The 17,959-nt window shown below is 67.8% G+C and carries 16 protein-coding genes; 8 read left to right on the top strand and 8 right to left on the bottom strand.

Translation table 11 applies throughout. The features are described from left to right. From LDL21_RS21910 to LDL21_RS21900, 3 genes are all read right to left on the bottom strand, one after another. Complete coding sequence (locus LDL21_RS21910; protein ID WP_181699777.1) at nt 1-432, bottom strand: MarR family winged helix-turn-helix transcriptional regulator; 432 nt, start codon at nt 430-432, stop codon at nt 1-3. A gap of 87 nt (nt 433-519) precedes the next feature. Continuing rightward, complete coding sequence (locus LDL21_RS21905) at nt 520-1,506, bottom strand: o-succinylbenzoate synthase (RefSeq protein WP_225281575.1); 987 nt, start codon at nt 1,504-1,506, stop codon at nt 520-522. A gap of 199 nt (nt 1,507-1,705) precedes the next feature. Next, complete coding sequence (locus LDL21_RS21900) at nt 1,706-2,875, bottom strand: thiolase family protein (RefSeq protein WP_225281574.1); 1,170 nt, start codon at nt 2,873-2,875, stop codon at nt 1,706-1,708. Between the two features lie 92 nt (nt 2,876-2,967). Here LDL21_RS21900 and LDL21_RS21895 point away from each other — a divergent pair, with 92 nt between their 5' ends. Next, nucleotides 2,968-3,492, top strand: a complete 525-nt coding sequence (locus LDL21_RS21895) for a winged helix-turn-helix transcriptional regulator (protein ID WP_372462217.1) — start codon at nt 2,968-2,970, stop codon at nt 3,490-3,492. A gap of 56 nt (nt 3,493-3,548) precedes the next feature. Here LDL21_RS21895 and LDL21_RS21890 read toward each other — a convergent pair whose 3' ends face one another. Next, entirely contained in the window at nt 3,549-4,631 is a 1,083-nt protein-coding gene (locus LDL21_RS21890; protein ID WP_225281572.1) for an ABC transporter ATP-binding protein, read from the bottom strand. A 141-nt stretch (nt 4,632-4,772) separates the two neighbouring features. On the opposite strand from LDL21_RS21890, the gene LDL21_RS21885 reads away from it, so the two are divergent. From LDL21_RS21885 to LDL21_RS21870, 4 genes are all read left to right on the top strand, one after another. Beyond that, the gene (locus LDL21_RS21885; RefSeq protein WP_067497643.1) at nt 4,773-5,567 is read left to right on the top strand and encodes an LLM class F420-dependent oxidoreductase; all 795 of its coding nucleotides are present in this window, start codon (nt 4,773-4,775) and stop codon (nt 5,565-5,567) included. Between the two features lie 79 nt (nt 5,568-5,646). Continuing rightward, entirely contained in the window at nt 5,647-7,443 is a 1,797-nt protein-coding gene (locus LDL21_RS21880; RefSeq protein WP_181699787.1) for an ABC transporter substrate-binding protein/permease, read from the top strand. Nucleotides 7,444-7,483: 40 nt separating this feature from the next. Further along, a complete protein-coding gene (locus LDL21_RS21875) occupies nt 7,484-8,209 on the top strand; it encodes an amino acid ABC transporter ATP-binding protein (protein WP_181699789.1) in 726 nt (241 codons plus the stop codon). 84 nt (nt 8,210-8,293) lie between these two features. Further along, nucleotides 8,294-8,590 carry a hypothetical protein gene (locus tag LDL21_RS21870; RefSeq protein ID WP_067497651.1) on the top strand — a complete coding sequence of 99 codons (297 nt, stop codon included), beginning with the start codon at nt 8,294-8,296 and terminating at the stop codon, nt 8,588-8,590. Between the two features lie 173 nt (nt 8,591-8,763). Here LDL21_RS21870 and LDL21_RS21865 read toward each other — a convergent pair whose 3' ends face one another. The 4 genes from LDL21_RS21865 to LDL21_RS21850 form a co-directional block, all read right to left on the bottom strand. Beyond that, nucleotides 8,764-9,981 (bottom strand): CHAT domain-containing protein, encoded by a 1,218-nt coding sequence (locus LDL21_RS21865; protein ID WP_225281720.1) that lies wholly within the window; start codon nt 9,979-9,981, stop codon nt 8,764-8,766. A 180-nt stretch (nt 9,982-10,161) separates the two neighbouring features. Continuing rightward, nucleotides 10,162-11,673: a tetratricopeptide repeat protein gene (locus LDL21_RS21860; protein WP_225281571.1), complete on the bottom strand. Its 1,512-nt coding sequence runs from the start codon at nt 11,671-11,673 to the stop codon at nt 10,162-10,164. Between the two features lie 39 nt (nt 11,674-11,712). After that, entirely contained in the window at nt 11,713-12,807 is a 1,095-nt protein-coding gene (locus LDL21_RS21855) for a hypothetical protein (RefSeq protein WP_225281570.1), read from the bottom strand. Continuing rightward, nucleotides 12,807-14,141: a hypothetical protein gene (locus LDL21_RS21850; protein WP_225281719.1), complete on the bottom strand. Its 1,335-nt coding sequence runs from the start codon at nt 14,139-14,141 to the stop codon at nt 12,807-12,809. The genes LDL21_RS21855 and LDL21_RS21850 overlap by 1 nt, the downstream gene beginning before the upstream one ends. Nucleotides 14,142-14,288: 147 nt before the next feature. Between LDL21_RS21850 and LDL21_RS21845 the strand changes: the two genes are divergently transcribed. The 3 genes from LDL21_RS21845 to LDL21_RS21835 all read left to right on the top strand — a co-directional run bounded on the left by LDL21_RS21845 (nt 14,289) and on the right by LDL21_RS21835 (nt 17,821). Next, on the top strand, nt 14,289-14,801 hold the full coding sequence (locus tag LDL21_RS21845; protein ID WP_225281569.1) for a lipoprotein LpqH: 513 nt from the start codon (nt 14,289-14,291) through the stop codon (nt 14,799-14,801). 47 nt (nt 14,802-14,848) lie between these two features. Continuing rightward, entirely contained in the window at nt 14,849-15,649 is an 801-nt protein-coding gene (locus LDL21_RS21840) for a hypothetical protein (RefSeq protein ID WP_225281568.1), read from the top strand. Nucleotides 15,650-15,772: 123 nt separating this feature from the next. Then, nucleotides 15,773-17,821, top strand: a complete 2,049-nt coding sequence (locus LDL21_RS21835; protein WP_225281567.1) for a PhoX family protein — start codon at nt 15,773-15,775, stop codon at nt 17,819-17,821. The last annotated feature ends 138 nt before the right edge of the window (nt 17,822-17,959 follow it).

Genomic DNA, 17,959 nt, shown 5'->3' with positions numbered 1-17,959 from the left:
TCATTTCTCGATGAGGGAATCGGTCAGTTTGCGGAGCAGAGTGCGAAGGGCCGCGGCTTCGTCGCCGGTCAGACCCGCGGCTTGCGCCATTTCCGTGGGAATGGCGCAAGCTCGGGCGCGCACGGCCCGCCCGTGATCGGTGAGCACGATGTCGACGCGGCGTTCGTCGTCGGCCGCGCGCCTGCGTTGCACGAACCCGGTTGCTTCCAGCCGCTTGAGCAGCGGTGACAGAGTGCCGGAGTCCAGATCGAGCGCCCTGCCGAGCTCGCCGACGCTGCGGCCGTCGCGTTCCCACAGTGCCAGCATCACCAGGTACTGCGGGTAGGTGAGCCCTAGTTGTTCCAGTTTCGGACGGTAGACCGCCGTCATCGCTCGCGAGGCCGCGTAGAGCGGGAAGCACAGCTGCTCGTCGAGGGTGAGTCCGTCGGTCATGAAAAAACCATAGCGCACAATTAAGTTGTGTGCAACCAAATTGGGCCGATGGCTACCCTCGGTGGCCGAGGCGTCTAGGAGTGGCGCCTACGGACCGGGGTCGGCAGCTGAACCGTCCTCGAGCAATGCGCGCACCCGTTCATACCGCCGCATCCACCACTGGGCCCGCTCGGCATCCGGATGCCGGTATCGATCCATCGCAGCGGGATCGGGTTCCGGCGCACTGGTCGGCACCGCCAACCACCCGTCCACCGGTCGCAGCGAATCGGCAACGAGATCGCCCTCGAACAGCGCGAGAGTGCCGAGCCCACAGGCGAATTCGAGCTCCGGCAGCGTCCCGGCCAGAGCGATCTGGGCTGCCAGCCCCACACTCGTCTCCAGTGCCGACGACACCACCGTCGGCAGCCCGGCGGCCTCGGCAACCGCGAGCGCCCGCCGCACCCCACCCAGCGGCGTGCATTTGAGCACCGCAACATCCGCCGCGCCTGCCACCGCAACGCGCAACGGGTCCTCCGCCCGCCGGATCGACTCGTCGGCCGCGATCGGCACCGAGACCCGCGCCCGCACCTCAGCGAGTTCCTCGATGCTCCCGCACGGTTGCTCGACGTACTCCAATCCGCCTGCCGCCGAATCAAGTTCCCGAATTCGCCGCACCGCTGTCTCGACATCCCACGCCGCATTGGCGTCGACCCGGACGGCGCCGGAATCCCCGAGCGCCGCCCGCACCGCCGCCACCCGCGCCAGATCTTCGGCCGACGAATCAGGATGATCGGCGACCTTAACCTTCGCTGTCGCACAACCGGATTCACGGACGATTCGCGCCGCACGCTCGGGATCTACGGCAGGCACAATGCAGTTCACCGGCACCCGCTCCCGCACCGGCGCAGGCCACCCGATCGTCGCCTGCTCGACAGCGGTAGCCAACCACCCCGCCGCCTCCCGATCGTCGTACTCGGGAAACGCGCAGAACTCTCCCCACCCGTTCTCCCCGCGAATCAGCATCCCCTCGCGCACGGTGATCCCCCGAAACCGCGTACGCAGCGGAATCGCGTAAACAAAGGTCTCGAAGTCCACGCCATCACCCTAAGCGTTGCGCAGTGTCGGAGAGGGTGACCTGCTCTGCCTACTTGTACGCCGGACCGTAGAAGTCGGGTCGCAGGCCAGACGGCAGAAACGGGCGCGGTCGGATACGGCGCACCGGTGACGGGTCTCGGCCGTAGCCGAGGACGACCGTCGGCGGCGGCATCCGAGTGGACGCCGCCGGCGACCGCATTCACAACCTTTCGATGATGGTCGCGTTGGCGAGCCCGCCCGCTTCGCACATGGTCTGCAAGCCATAACGCGCGCCACGCTGGTGCAGGGCGTGTACCAGGGTGGTCATCAGACGTGCCCCGGAGGCACCGAGCGGGTGACCGAGGGCGATGGCACCGCCGTTGACGTTCACCTTGCTGTGGTCGGCGCCGGTTTCCTGCGCCCAGGCCAGGACGACGGGCGAGAACGCCTCGTTGATCTCGATCAGGTCGATGTCGGACAGGTCGAGGCCCGCCCGGCGCAGCACCTTCTCGGTCGCGGGGATCACCGCGGTGAGCATGAGCAACGGGTCGTCGCCCGCGACGGCGAAGCTGTGCAGCCGGGCAAGCGGGCGCAGGCCGAGCTGCTCGGCCCGCTCGCCCGACATGATGAGCACGGCCGAACTGCCGTCACTGACCTGGCTGGCGGAGGCGGCGGTGATCTCCCAGCCGATCTGCGGGAAGCGCGCCGCCATGGCCGGGTCGTAGTAGGCGGGCTTCAGCTTCGCCAGCGTTTCGAGGGTGGAGCCGATGCGAATGCCCTCGTCGGCGGTCAACCCGTTCAGCGGGGCGAGTTCGTCGGCGAAGAGCCCATCTTTCGTTGCGCGGGCGGCCTTTTCGTGGCTGTTCAGCGCGAACTCGTCGAGCTGGGTGCGGCTCAGCCCCCACTTGGCGGCGATGAGCTCGGCGCTGATGCCCTGCGGGACCAGGTCCTCCGGATACCGTTCCGCGAAGGCGACCCCGGACAGATCGGCGGCCCCGACCGCACTGGCGCCCATCGGGACTCGCCCCATGGACTCGACGCCTGCCGCGACGACGATGTCGTACGCGCCCGCGATGACGCCTTGGGCGGCGAAGTGGATGGCCTGCTGGCTGCTTCCGCACTGCCGGTCGACGGTGGTCGCCGGCACCGACTCGGGGTACCCCGCGGCCAGTGCGGCCCGCCGGGTCATATTCACGCCCTGCTCGCCGACCTGGGTGACGATGCCGCCGATCACGTCGTCGACCAGCGCCGGGTCGATGCCGCTGCGCTCGATCACCGCGCGCAGGCTGTGGGCGAGCAGGTCGACGGGATGGACGTCGTGGAGTGCGCCGTCGGGTTTGCCCCGGCCGATGGGGGTGCGTACCGCTTCGACGATGACCGCGTCTCGCATGGGAGTCCTCTTCCCTCTGGCTATATCAGACAATAGCCAGATTAGACGCTAGCTATCATTTGCTCAAGTCAGGGAGGCGTATGATGACGGCTATGGCAGCGGTGATGGAAGGACCCTTGGCCGATCTGAGTAGGTGGGAGACCGAAGGCTGTTCGATCGCCAGAGCCATGGAGCTCATCGGCACCCGCTCGGCCGTCCTCATCCTGCGCGAGGCCTACTACGGCACCACCCGCTTCGACGGCTTCGCCCGCCGCGTCGGCATCACCGACGCGGCGGCGGCGAGCCAGCTCCGCAAACTCACCGCGGCGGGCATCCTGGAAAAGCACCCCTACCAGGAAGAAGGCAAGCGCACCCGGCACGAGTACGTCCTCACCCAGATGGGCAGGGACCTACTCCCGGCGGTCGTGGCGCTGTGGCAGTGGGGCGACACCTACCTCCAGCCGGGCCCGGCGCCGCTACTGCGCGTCGATACCGAAACCGGCGAACCGGTCCGTGCGCGGCTCACCACACCCACCGGCGAACCGGTCGAACTCGAACAGCTCACCATTCGCGTCAACCCGGACTACCTGCGTGCCCGCAAGAAGGCGGGCCGCCGACCGGAGGGCACCGGTGCCTGATCGGTACGACGACGGAAGCCGACCGCACCGATGATGCGGTCGGCATGTCCGGCCGATCAGCGCAGCCGCTGACCGTTCTCCGTGCTGAAGAAGTAGAGGTTCGCCGGATCGGTGGACAGCGAAAGCCGCTCGCCCTTGGCCGGTGGGTTACGCCAATCCACCCGCGCCACAAGGGTTTCCCCGGACGTGCCGCTCGCACCGGTGGACAGTGCCCGGCCGTAGACGTAGGCGTCGGAACCCAGTTCCTCCACCACGTCCACCTCCATCTGCATCCCCTGACCGCCGACCTCGAGATGCTCGGGACGGATGCCGAGGACCACCGAACCCTCGCCCGCGTCGGCCACCGCGCGCGGTACCGGGACGGGGTAGCCACCGATGGTGACGGTGCCGTCGGTGACTGGCAGGGTGAACAGATTCATCGCGGGCGAGCCCATGAACCCGGCCACGAAAACATTCGCAGGGTCCCGGTACAGGTCGCGCGGCGACGCGCACTGCTGCAGCAGGCCGTCCTTGAGCACGGCGACGCGGTCGCCCATGGTCATGGCCTCGACCTGGTCGTGGGTGACGTACACCGTCGTCGTCCCGAGCCGCCGCTGCAACTGGGCGATCTGGGTGCGGGTCTGCACGCGCAGCTTGGCGTCGAGGTTCGACAGCGGCTCGTCCATCAGGAACACCTGCGGCTGCCGCACGATCGCGCGCCCCATCGCCACGCGCTGGCGCTGACCACCCGAGAGTGCCTTGGGCTTGCGGTCCAGGTATTCGGTGAGGTCGAGCAATTCGGCTGCCGCGCGCACCCTTTCGTCGCGCTCGGTCTTGGACACCTTGGCCAGCTTCAGCGCGAAACCCATGTTCTCCGCGACCGACATGTGCGGGTAGAGCGCGTAGTTCTGGAACACCATCGCGATGTCGCGATCCTTGGGTTCGGCGTGGGTCACATCGTTGTCGCCGATGAGGATGCGCCCGCCGTTGACCTCCTCGAGGCCGGCGAGCATGCGCAGCGAGGTCGACTTGCCACAGCCGGAGGGGCCGACGAGGACGAGGAATTCGCCGTCGGCGATTTCGAGGTCGAGGGCGTCGACGGCGGGTTTGCCCGCACCGGGGTAGAGCCGGGTGGCGCCTTCGAAGGTCACGGTAGCCATGCGTAGATCATTCTTCCCATCCCGGCAGGAACGTGCCGGACGATCCGAGAACAGGGTCGGCTCGGATCGTAGCGGCCCGGTGCTCCGGACGTGCTGCGGTAGCCTCGGTCCCGGAGCCCACCGAGTACCGAGGAGCGCGGTATGAGTCGTCCAGTTCGTATCGGAGTCCAGCTTCAGCCCCAGCACGCACCGGATTACGGGCTGATTCGTGATGCGGTGTTGCGGGCCGAGGACGCCGGGGTGGACATCGTCTTCAACTGGGACCATTTCTATCCGCTCACCGGTGATCCGGCGGGCGCGCATTTCGAATGCTGGACCATGCTCGGCGCGTGGGCCGAGCAGACCGAGCGGGTCGAGTTCGGTGCGCTGGTCACCGGCGGCGGCTATCGCAATCCCGATCTGCTCGCCGATATGGCGCGCACGGTCGACCGGATCAGCGGCGGCCGGTTGATTCTCGGCATCGGTGCGGGCTGGTTCCAGCGCGACTACACCGAGTACGGGTACGAATTCGGTACGGCCGGTAGCAGGCTGAACCTGTTGAAGGACAACATGTCCCGGCTCACCGCCCGCCTGCGCGTGCTTAGTCCGCCGCCGGTGCGCGACATCCCGATCCTCATCGGTGGCGGCGGCGAGCGCAAAACGCTGCGCCTGGTCGCCGAGTACGCCGACATCTGGCATTCCTTCGTCGACGTGGAGACGCTGGCGCACAAGAACAAGATCCTGGCCGAGCACGCCGCCGCCGTCGGCACCGACGAGAGCCGCATCGAACGGTCGGTGCAGTGGCAGGGCCGGGCGCAGGCCGAACAGTTGCGCGCGGCGGGTGTGAGCCTGTTCACCATCGGCGTCTCCGGTCCCGACTACGACCTCGCCGAGGTGCGCCGCGCGATCGAGTGGCGCGACGAAGTGAACCCGGAATTACTGGAAGGCCTCGCATAAAATCTTTGACCTGCCCGGATGCACCACACCAGGCGCGGGTGGCGAGTGGGGACACGGGCGGGCATTAGGGTCTATCGGCATGGCAGGTGTGCGTGCTGTGCGAACCCGGGCGCGGATTGCCGCGCTGTTGCTCCTCGTCGGCGTGGCCGCGACCGGATGCGGTGGCTCCGGTGGCGAGACGTCGACGGGTGACCTGTGCTCGCCTCCGGGCCAGAGCGCGGCGGCCGCGGCGCCGACCAATCTCGCCTCCTCCGAGACTGCGGGCACCGACCGCTACACGACCCCGACCACGGTGCCGCTCGAGTCGATCGACACCAGCAAGCTCGGCCTGCTCAGCCCGGGCAAGCTCAGCGTCGGCACCCTCTCGGACGCGCCGCCGAGCATCTGTGTGAACGGGCAGGGCACCTTCACCGGTTTCGACAACGAACTGCTGCGTGAGATCGGCGCGAAACTGGGCCTGCAGGTGGAGTTCTCGGGCACCGAGTTCGCCGGGCTGCTCGCCCAGGTGGCGGGCAAGCGCTTCGATGTCGGTTCGTCCAACATCACCACCACCGATGCCAGGCGCGAACTCGTCGGCTTCACCAACGGCTACGACTTCGGCTATTTCTCGCTGGTGGTTCCGCAGGGTTCGGCGGTCAAGGGCTTCGGTGATCTGAACTCGGGTTCGCGGATCGCCGTGGTGCAGGGCACCGTGCAGGACGAGTTCGTGGTGAACCAGCTGCGCCTGGACCCGGTGAAGTTCCCCGACTACAACACCGCGTACGCGAATCTGAAGTCCGGCCAGGTCGACGCCTGGGTCGCCCCGTCGGCGCAGGCCGAGGGCGCGATCAAACCCGGCGACGGAATCGTGGTGTCGGAGAACACCTTCAGTCTCGACAACTTCGTCGGCTACGCGGTGGCCAAGAACAACCAGCCGCTCATCGACGCCCTCAACGCGGGCTTGGACGCGGTGATCGCCGACGGCACCTACGCGCGCCTCTACGCCGACTGGGTGCCGCGCGAGCTGCCACCGGGCTGGAAGCCGGGCTCCAAAGCCGCACCGGCGCCGCAGCTTCCGGACTTCGCCGCCATCGCCGCGAGCAAAGACCCCGGCGAAGCCGAAGTGGCGCAACAGAAGTCGACCATCCAGCAGTTGAAGGACACCTTCTTCGACTGGTCGCTGTACACCAAGGCCTTCCCCGACCTCATCAAGACCGGTCTGCCGAATACGCTGATCCTGGCCGTGGTTTCGGGTGTCCTCGGCACGGTGCTCGGCATGCTGCTCGCGGTGATGGGAATCTCGCGCACCCGCTGGTTGCGCTGGCCCGCCCGCGTGTACACCGATATTTTCCGCGGCCTGCCCGCCGTGGTCATCATCCTGCTGATCGGGCTCGGTATCGGCCCGGTGGTTCGTAATGTCACCGGCGGCAATCCGTACTGGCTCGGCGCGGTGGCGTTGGCCTTGCTGGCGGCGGCTTACATCGGGGAGATCTTCCGGTCCGGTATCCAGTCGGTGGAGCCGGGTCAGCTCGAAGCGGCCCGCGCGATCGGGTTCGGGTACCGCCAGGCGATGACTCTCGTGGTGATCCCGCAGGGTGTGCGCCGGGTGCTGCCCGCGCTGATGAACCAGTTCATCGCCCTCATCAAGGACTCCTCGCTCATCTACTTCCTCGGGTTGCTCGCTTCCCAGCGCGAGCTGTTCGCGGTCGGCCGCGACCTCAACGCCCAGACCGGCAACCTGTCCCCGCTGGTCGCGGCGGGTCTGATGTATCTGGTGCTGACCATCCCGCTCACCCACCTGGTGAACTACATCGACCGCCGGATGCGCACCGGAAAACCGGTTCCCCCGGTCGATCCGCTCGAACAGGCCGTCATCACGGAAGGCCGGGGCGCATGACCGCCACGCCCGCCCGCGCTTGCGAAGGAGTTACAGCTCGATGAGTGCATCCCTGACCGGTACCGGCCTGCATCTGACGCTGGGCAACAATCACATCCTGCGCGGCGTCGACATCCACGTCGACGCGGGCCGGACCACCACCGTCATCGGGCCGTCCGGTTCCGGCAAGTCGACCCTGCTGCGGGTGCTCAACCGCCTGCACGAACCCGATTCCGGCGACATCCTGCTCGACGGCGAATCGGTGCTGCGCGAGAACCCCGACCGGTTGCGTCAGCGCATCGGCATGGTGTTCCAGCAGTTCAACCTGTTCCCGCACAAAACGGTCGCCGACAATATCGCCCTCGGACCGCGCAAACTGCGCGGGCTCTCGACCGAGCAGGCACGGGCGCTCGCGGTGGAGCAGCTCGAGATCGTCGGCCTTGCCGACAAGGCCGACGCGCGACCAGGTTCGCTGTCGGGTGGTCAGCAGCAGCGCGTCGCCATCGCCCGCGCCCTCGCCATGAAACCGGAACTGATGTTCTTCGACGAGGCCACCTCCGCGCTCGACCCCGAGCTGGTGAAGGGCGTGCTCGCGCTCATGGCCGACCTCGCCGCCGGCGGCATGTCGATGATCGTGGTGACCCACGAGATGGGGTTCGCGCGCAGCGTCTCCGACAGCGTGGTGTTCATGGATCAGGGCCAGGTCGTGGAGACCGGCGCGCCCGGCGAACTGTTCGACGATGCCAAGACCCCGCGTCTGCGCCGCTTCCTCGATCAGGTCCTCTGACCAGCACGAAGGGCTCGCAGCAACGTATGCGCAACTGCTAATGTCGGGAGAGTTGCAAGCTCGATTCGACCCGGAGGAGAGCAGATGACCACCGCGCACGCCGAACATCCGCAGCACACCCACGTCCACGGCCCCACCTGTGGGCACGTCGCCGTCCCCCACCAGGACCACGTCGACTACGTCCACGACGGGCATTTGCACCGCGAACACGAGGGCCACTTCGACGAGTGCGAACCCTCGTCACACGTCGCCTGCTCCAACCACGACCACGTCCACGGCCCCGGCTGTGGGCACGTCGCCGTCCCACACAACGACCACGTCGACTACATCCACGACGGCCACCGCCACGCACCCCACGACGGGCACTACGACGACCACTGACCGCCCCGGCCCGCTGTGGTGCCGCCGGCCGCAGCCACTGCGGGTCTTCGAGGATGTCGCTGAAAGCGAGGGCGGCTGAACCGAGACATCGCCGTCGCGGCCGAGACCGGGGTTGCGGTCGGGATCGCCGGTTGAGCGGTCGCGGTGGTTGCACCGCCGACCAGGCAAGCTGGTCAATCGGTGACAGTGGCGAAGGCCGACCAGAGGAGCGGGGAGTTCTCGGGGGTCGGGGTGGTTTGCCATGCTGCGAGCTGGGTTCGTTGCCAGTTCAGGAGGGTCGATACCGGGGTGGGGGAGTCGTGGGCGGTGTCGACGGCGCGGATGGCGGCTTGCAGCGGGTAGCCGGTCGTCGCGGTGAGGGTGTGGAAGGCGTGGTCGGTGGGCAGCGGCCAGCGGGTGGCGGTGACTAGTTCGGCGCCTGCCGACAGCGCTGCGGTTGTCAGGCCGAGGGCTTCGGTGAAGCGCTGGTCGCCACCGCTTTCGCAGGCGATGAGCGCTACCCGGCTCGGCATCGGCCACAGGTCGCGGCCGGGGACCGGGGTGGGGTCGAGGGTGTAGGTGCCGAGCAGCAGGTCCTTGGCCGACAGCGGGCGGTGGGAGCGGGTCGGCGCCGCGAAGCCACGAGTGTCCGTGGTGCACGCCAGGTGCAGTTGCGCGTGCTCGCTTTCCCCGGACTCCGGTGCGGGTGCGGTGACATGGCCGACGTAGATCAGGCGGCTCGCGCCCGCGCGGAGTGTGTCGGACAGCCAGTCGCGGTCCAGATCGGTGCGACGGAACAGTTCCACCGTATCGGCGACCGTCGGCACGACGCGGTCACCGTAGGTACTGAAATGTTGCGCCACAACGGAATCCGCACTCGGGCGGCCGAGCACCGACCCGAGCTCGGAGTCCGCGCGGAAACCGGGAACTCGCGGATCCAGCACCGCCACCACCGGCAGGTCCCGGGTCTCACTCCAGCGCCGCACCATTCGATCCGGTGCCCGAACCACCGACACCGGCGCCAGCAGGCTCACATCGGCGATATCGAGGAGCCGGATCGCCGGATCGGGCGCGATGATCTCCCACGGAACCTGGGCGAGCCGAGGCGACGGCTGAATCCGCAGATGCGGTCGAGTGCCCCGCTGCGACAGTTCGTACAGTTGCACCGCCAGCCCGTATGGGAGCAGTGCCCGCGACAATGCCTGCGCCAGTGCGTTTTCCGCCTCGGGATCGACCAGTGCGCCCTCGGTCATCACCCGGCTCAACTCGTCCGGGCGGCTGGGATCAGGCACAGCTGCGGCCAGCTGTCGCAACACCGCACGCACATCATCACGCGGCAGCATCGCCACCCCGCGCGCCGAAGTGTCGCCGACCCACCTCCAGGAAACGTAGACGTCGCCGGCATCGGCCATCCGGATCAGCGTGGTCGGCTGTTCAATGCTCACGGTCACTCACTCATTGCTCTCGGGGGTCGACAGCCGCAGACACAGACTCGTGGCGCGCAGGCACTCGCCGGCTTGCCGATTGCCGGGCGCCGGCTGGTTGCTTGCGGGGGAGCGGGCGCCGGCTCGTTGCGCTCGGGAGTGCGGCGGTCACAGGGCGATCACCCGTTCGTCGCGGATCAGCCGGCCGTACCGCTGCTCGGCGTGGGAAATGTAGTCGGACAGAAGGAGTCGACCGTTATCGGAAAGGCGGGGCGGTGGGGCCACGGGGATTCCTGCTGCTGCGGCTACGTCGGCGAGGGCGGTGCCGAGGTGAAGGGCTGGGGTCGCGTCGTCGGGTGGGGGCGGGTCGAGCAGCTCGAATTCGAGAGTGGCCGAGGGCGGTTCGGCCAGGAGCCCGACATCGAGAGCTGTTCCCGCGCAACGGCTGTCGACCAGGTCTGCAACCAATTGCCCGTCCCCGGTGCGGGCCGCGCACTGAAAGGCCAGGCGCATGGCGGGTTCGGCGACCGTGCGGTGCCAGTGTTCGCGCTGGTTCCCGTTGGGCAGGGTGTGGCGGACCGCATCGATGGCCAGCGCGGCAGGGACCGCGAGGGTGAGCGCGCGCGACAGTGTGGCCGGATCGGGCTGAGCGTCGGACTCGATCCTCCGGTGCAACAATTCGGCGTGCCAGTAATCGAGCTGCGCGCAGTGCATTCCGAGACCGTGTTCGGCGTAGACCTCGAACGACATCGCGAGCAGTTCCTCCGCGAGGGCGAGGTCGTCCTCGGCGGCGGCGACGGTGGCCAGCCGCAACCGCACATCGGCCGCGTCGAGCACTGCACCGGCCTTGTCGAAACAATCGAGCGCATGCCGATATCGGGCGCGCGCGGTGTCGAAGTCACCCCTGCCTTCGGCCAGGTAGCCGTAGGTTTTCGCGCCGATACCCGCGCGATGCTCCAGCTCGGCTCCCGCGAAGAACCCCTGGCTGGCCGCCAACGGCTCCTCGGCATCGCCGAAGCGGCCCGACCGCACGAACATGATGGCCAGGTTCTGCTGGGTTTCGGCCACGGCCGCGGCATCGCCCGCCGCCTCGAACGCGGCCAGCGCCTGCTGCGCGAAGTCGACGGCCAGCTCACGTCGGCCGATCTCGAACGACGCGGCCGCCAGATTCATCAGCGGATGACCGATCAGCTCGGGCGCCAGCCGGCGCGTGACGTCGAGCGACTCGGCGGCGAGCTCATTGGCCCGCGCCCACTGCTGGCGGTGCAGCGCGACAGCCGTCAGCGAGAGCAGGCACGCCACCGGCAACAAGCCCTGGTCGGTGCCGTCGGCGAGCAGCAGCCGGGCCTCTTCCAGCGTCTCCTGGGCGGAATCGAGTTCACCCAGATGCTGGTATGCCTGCGACAGATTGACCAGTGCGGCCGGTCGTTGATGCGCCGCGTCGGCCGGCATCACGGCAAGCGCGGTCCGCATCAGACTCACCGACCGTCGATGCTCGCCCAGCTCGTCGGCCATGCTCGCCGCATTGATCAGCGCGGCGCTGCGCAATCGGGGCGGTGCGTCCTGCGCGGCGCGTTCGAAGATCTCCAGCGCCCCGAGCACGTCACCACGCTGGTAGGCCGCATAGCCCGCGGCGAGCTGGTCGTCGTCGCCGTCCGATGTTCTACCGGTCGCTGCCATCGCATCGGCTCCTTGTCGTTCGGGCGGTGCCTGCGCGCATCAGAAGTCCTCGTCGGACTCGGCCGCTGCGGATTCGGCGGTGAGCAGCGGGTCGGTGGTCTGGCCGGTGAGCCGTCTGCGGACGAAGTCGCGGATGCGCGCACGCTCAGCGGATTCGTCGTGGGTGCTCTCCGGGCCGACGCCGGGGACGAAAACCGAGAGAGTGGTGAAGGTTTCGACGCCCTCCGGTAGCTGGATCTCGGCCGACCAGCTGTCTGTCCGCAGCTTCAGCCCGATGGTGACGAAGAGCTCGGTTCCGATGTCGAAGCCGAGCCCGACGCGAGGGCGCAGGTGCTCGGGAACATTCGGTGGGCAGTCCGGTGCGGCAACAACCGTGACGCGCACCTTGGACCCACCGGAACTGCGTACAACGTTCCAGGACAACGTATTCCCGCCTGCGTCGAACAGCCCCGGCGGGCATCGCCGCCAATCCCAATCACCACTTCCACGTGTCATGACAAGGCCGTCGCCGGCCCGCGTCCCGCCTGCGGCAAGCGCGTAATCATCAGCGCGAGAGGTTGATTCATGCCCCGCTTCGGCCATCGGGCCGGTCGCGTCGTCACCCGACTGCGTCGACCGGGCGGGTGGAGCGGACTGTTGGGCGGGCGCGTCTCGCCGGTAGGTGAGGTCGGCAAGGTCCTCGCCCGTGCCGATCCCTATGAGCTCCGAGTCCGCGAGCACCATCTCGCACCTCTCGGAAAGCTGCCGAATTTCCTCGTCCAGAAGGTTTGGGTCGAGGGCCGGTATCCCGTCGACAGTCGATGCGGGCCACCATCGAGAAGCCCAGTGCGCGTAGGCCAGCCGCCGCAAAGCGACCACCAGATCCGCGCGCGCTGGTTCGGTGGCGAGCTCGCCGTCGACACCGTCAGCCACCGCCAGCGCGACGCTCTCCCCATAGATCGCCCACAGCCAGTCCTGCGCGGCATCCGCATCGTCGAGCACAGCGGCAGGCATCTGCCGATCGTCGAGAACGCTCCAACTGAGATGTCCACCAACAACTTCGAGAACCATCGCGTCCAACGGTGCCGAGATATCGGTGATCAAGGGGCCGGGACCGACGGTCACCAACCCCTCGGAGCGGCTGAGCCGAATCATCAACTGGCCCTCGCCTCTTCGATATCGACAGTCGCGACGGTGAGCGCCTGTTTCACCCGCGTCCGATGATCGAGCATCACCGACCGCGCCACCCCATCGAGCAGATCCCACAGCTCGGCCGGATCGAACACCGCGAGCTCGCGTACGTCCCGGCCGTGCAACCGCACCCACAACCTGCGCAGATACGGGCGCCACGGTATCCGCAGCTCAGCGGCGACCACGTCCAGCGGTCCGCTCGCTATCTCACCGAGGTGCACCGAGTAGCGCCGCGCTTGCAGGACATATGCTTCCCGACGCCATCGCGCGTTCACCACCGCGTGCGCCCGCGACCCGCGTTCACCGCGAGCGTCGGACATCACGACCGGGTTCGGTGCTACCGACATCGCACCCAACGGTGAAAGTCCGAGCGCCAGTTCACAACCCGCTGACGCCGTCACCCGAAGAGATTCGTCGAGCAACCCCCACGGCGAACAGCTCCGGGTCACCTCGGTGCTCACCAACGTCGGCAGTTCGGGCAGGTCGGTCCGGTCGATGCTGCCCTGCAGAACGGTGAAGACACGTTCGTAGATGCTCCGGTCGAACGGGAGCGCGAGGGTGGCGGTCGATGCGGTGGCGCCGACAACGGGGCGTGGTGGGCATTCGTGCAGGGTCAGGCCCAGGTCGTCGGCACCGTGCCTGGGATGCGGGCGCCACAGGGCGATTCCTCGGTGGGTGCCGACCTTGTCCTCGATCAGCTCGTCGAGCAGCGGGCCGGCGTCGGCGGGGTCACCCTCGCGGGCCAGAGTGCTCGCGTCGAGTAGTTCGATCAGCGCGGAGGCGAGGTCGCGCGCACCAGAGCTCGCCAATGGCCGTGTGCGCCAAGCGGACTCGATGAGCGATGTCAGTTCGGCGAGCCGGTTCGGTTCGGTCACCAGGTTTTTCAGCGCCGTCGTCGTGCGCCCGCCCGTTCCCTCGTGCACCTCGCGTAGCACCGCGACGGCACGCTCGCGGGCATCCGCTCCCGGTTCACCGTGCAGAGTCGCCAGTTCGAAGCACCGCTGGAAGTACAGATCCTGCGCGTTGCCCTCGGTGATCCGTAAGGCGCGCCGCGCCTGCTTGAGCACGGTGAACCAGCTCGCGCAGGCCCGCAGCGCATCGGAACGCGCGAGTACCAGGGAGGTCAGCAAGGTGACGCCGTCGGCGTCGAGGACGCTGCCCGCGCACCGCGGATGCTGCACCGGCCGGATCACCAGCGGGTCGAGGATCAGTTTCACGGTGCGCCGCAACGGCGCACCCTGTGGTCCGCTCAAGGCGTCGACACCGTCGAGCCCGCGCCACACCTCGTCGAGCACCATGGCGCGGGGTCTTCGCATTCGACCAGGGTAACCGCAGGTCAGCCGACTGTCCGAGGGAAAACTTGGGATCGGTAGGCGGCGCGCGATTTCTACCTTTCTCGCAACGGGTTCACCGACCCGCTCACACCGAGAGAGAACGGAAACACCATGAACACCAAGCTGATCGCCACCCTCGCCGCCGCCTCCGCCGCGACCGCCCTGTTCGTCACCGGCTGCAGCGACACCGGCAGCTCCACCAGCACCCCGTCCAGCACCGCCGCCCCGGCGCCGGCCGCGGGCAGGTCCACCGCCAGCGTCGACGGCAAGGAACTGACCGCGAAGTTCGACACCACCTGCGCCAAGCAGGCCGGAACACTGGCACTCGCCCTCACCGACACGGCCAACGCCACCTACGGCAGCCTGTCGGTGAGCGCGACGCTGGAGGGCGAAACGGTGCAGGCCGTCGCCATCGCGGGCAGCCAGGGCGGGTCGAGCGGCATGCCGTACGCCGTCGGCTACGGCAACGGCCAGCCCGGCGGCTCGGCCACCCTCGCCAAGGACGGCAACACTTTCCGCGTCACCGGTGAGGGCGTCGGCGCCCCCGACATGACCAACCCGCTGGCGGGCCCGTCGACGGTGAAGTTCGACATCACCTTCGCCTGCTCCACCATCGTCGGCTGACCTGACCCCCTGATCGCGATCCGGTCGCATCCATCCCGAGGAGAATCATGAAATCCAAGCTGCGTGCGGCCGCGGTCGCCTTCGGAATCCTGGCCATCGGCTACTACCTCTACTACGGCCTCACCTACACCCCCGACGAATTCACCGGCACCATGCTCGGCTGGGTCGGCCCGCAGATGGCGTTGCCCATCATCGCGCTGACGATCGTGCCGATGGTCTTCGCCTTCACCGGCGACGGCATCTTCGAGGCCTTCACCGGTCACAACAGCTCGGAGTTCCGCAGCGGTGAGATCGGTATCGGCACCATCACCTCGTTCCGCCAGACCGGGGTGTCGGTCAACGACCAGCCGCAGGTGCGGATCGAATTCCGGGTCGAAGGCGCCGACGGCAAGACCTTCGACTCCCACGCGAAGATGATCGTGCCGCTCACCGAACTGGCACTGCTGCGACCCGGTGTGGTCCTGCCGGTGCGATACCTGCCCGGCCGCACCGACAAGGTGGAGGTCGACCGCTCCGGCGATGCAGGCGCCGCCCAGCGCGCCATGAACGAATCGCTCATCCGCAAGGGCATCACCACCCGGGACAAGCTCGACATCGCCGAACGCGGCATCGCCGCCCAGGCGGTGGTCCGCAGTCTGGATGTGCCCGGCCGGATCCGGGGCGGGTACACCGAGGTGGTGCTCGGACTGGTGGTCACCCGGCCCGACGGCACCACCTTCCAGACCGGTGCCGAGAAGTACCTGCCGCCGACCGCGATCGGATCGGTGCAGGTGGGACGCATCATCGGCGTCCACTACCTGCCCGGTGACGAACAGGAGGTGGTGATCTCACTGCCCATCAATGCCTGACCCACCACCCACTCGGCGCGTGCTGCCCACGCGCCGAGTTTTGGTCGTGCGTTCACCTTCACGTTCCCGACGGCTCGCCTGCGCTGCCTACCGTGCCGGAAACCGCACTAATCAGGAGTAACCGTGAGTCTGAAACCGCTCGCCCTTTTCGTCACCCACGACGGTCAGTCGTCACGCTCGGCCATCACCTGCGAATACAAGTGCGGCAACGCCTGCTTCCACGAGGTCCCCAACACCTCCGACGGCGAGTACTTCGGTGACATCGTCGCCCGGCTGAACCGTCGCGGACTCATCAAGGGCGGCGCCGCGGCAGTGCTCGCCGTCGGCGCCGCGAGCGTGCTCGCCGCCTGTGGCGACGACAGCTCCGACACCGGTTCGGCCGGCTCGCCCGGCACCGGCACCGGCTTCACTCCCGTCGCGCCGAACAAGGAAGACGCCGTCGTCGTCCCCGAGGGCTACGAGCAGTCGGTACTGATCCGCTGGGGTGACGCGGTGATCGAGGGCGCACCCGCCTTCGACTTCGAGAAGCAGACTCCGGCCGCCGCCGCCAAGCAATTCGGCTACAACTGCGACTTCGCCGGCCTGCTGCCCATCGAGGGCGAGGTCGACAAGTACGTGCTGGTCGTGAGCCACGAGTACAGCACCGAGCCGATGATGTTCCGCGGCTACAACAAGGACGCGCCGACCCGCGAGCAGTTCGAGATCGCCCTCGCCTCGCACGGCCTGAGTGTTGTCGAGGTACACGGGCAGGCCGGCTCGGGTCAGCTGAAGCCGGTGTTCGGCAAGTACAACCGTCGCATCACCGCGACCACCGAGTTCGAGGTGCGTGGTCCGGCCGCCGGGAGCGCGCTGCTGAAGACCAAGGCCGACCCGACCGGTACCAAGGTGCTCGGCACCCTGAACAACTGCTCCGGTGGGGTAACCCCGTGGGGCACCGTGCTTTCCGGTGAAGAGAACTTCAACCAGTACTTCGGCAACGCCGAGAAGGTGACCGATGCCGATGTCGCCAAGAAGCTGAAGCGTTACGGCATCGAGGGTGGCGCGTCGGAGCGTCGCTGGGAGAACTTCGATCCCCGTTTCGATCTCACCCAGGAACTCAACGAGGTGAACCGCTTCGGTTACGTCGTGGAGGTGAATCCGTGGGATGCCTCGTCGGCGCCGGTGAAGCACACCGCCCTCGGCCGCTTCAAGCACGAGGCCGCGACCATCCACGTCACCGCCGACGGCAGCGTCGTCGCCTACAGCGGTGACGACGAGCGCTTCGACTACATGTACAAGTTCGTCTCCGCCAAGAAGGTGCAGCCGGGCGTCGGTGCGTCGAGCATGCGCCACAACATGACCATCCTCGACGAGGGCACCCTCTACGTCGCCAAGCTCACCGGCGACCACGCCGCCGAGATCGACGGTTCCGGCAAGGTCCCCACCGGCGGATTCACCGGTAAGGGCGAGTGGATCCGCCTGCTCGAGACCGGCGCCGACGGCAAGGGCAAGTCGTTCGTCGACGGCATGTCGGCCGAAGAGGTCGCCGTGTTCACCCGCCTGGCCGGTGACAAGGTCGGCGCGACCAAGATGGACCGCCCCGAGGACTTCGAGACCAACCCGAAGACCGGCAAGGTGTACGTGGCGCTGACCAACAACACCAAGCGCGGCGAGGAAGGCAAGCCGGGTCCCGACGAGGCCAACCCGCGCAAGCTGAACAAGAACGGTCAGGTCCTCGAGCTCACCGACAATCACACCGGCACCGAGTTCACCTGGACCCTGCTGCTGGTCTGCGGTGACCCCGCCGCCGCCGACACCTACTTCAGCGGTTTCGACAAGTCCAAGGTCAGCCCCATCTCCTGCCCCGACAACCTGGCCTTCGACCCCTACGGCAACCTGTGGATCTCCACCGACGGCAACGCCCTGAAGTCCAACGACGGCCTGTTCGCCGTGGTCCTCGACGGTCCCAACCGCGGTGAGACCAAACAGTTCCTCACCGTCCCCCGCGGCGGCGAGACCTGCGGTCCGATCATCACCGAGAAGCAGGTCATCGTCTCCGTCCAGCACCCCGGCGAGTCCGACGACGCCACGGTCGACAAGCCCCTGTCGAACTGGCCCGACGGCGGCACCACCCAACCCCGCCCGTCGGTCGCGGTGGTCTGGAAGAAGAACGGCGGTCGCATCGGCGTCTAACCCGCGCCGACACCCGATCTGCTGACGAAGCCGCTACCCGACTGGGCGGGTAGCGGCTTTGTCATGTCCTCGCCGCCGGATCAGGACTCGTCGGTGGGTGGACGTATGTTGGGGCGCACGGCGGCGATGGGAGTGGTG

Source organism: Nocardia rosealba, from assembly GCF_020216065.1.
In the GTDB taxonomy this organism is placed as follows: domain Bacteria; phylum Actinomycetota; class Actinomycetes; order Mycobacteriales; family Mycobacteriaceae; genus Nocardia; species Nocardia rosealba.
This window is presented reverse-complemented; position numbering and strand designations above follow the sequence as displayed.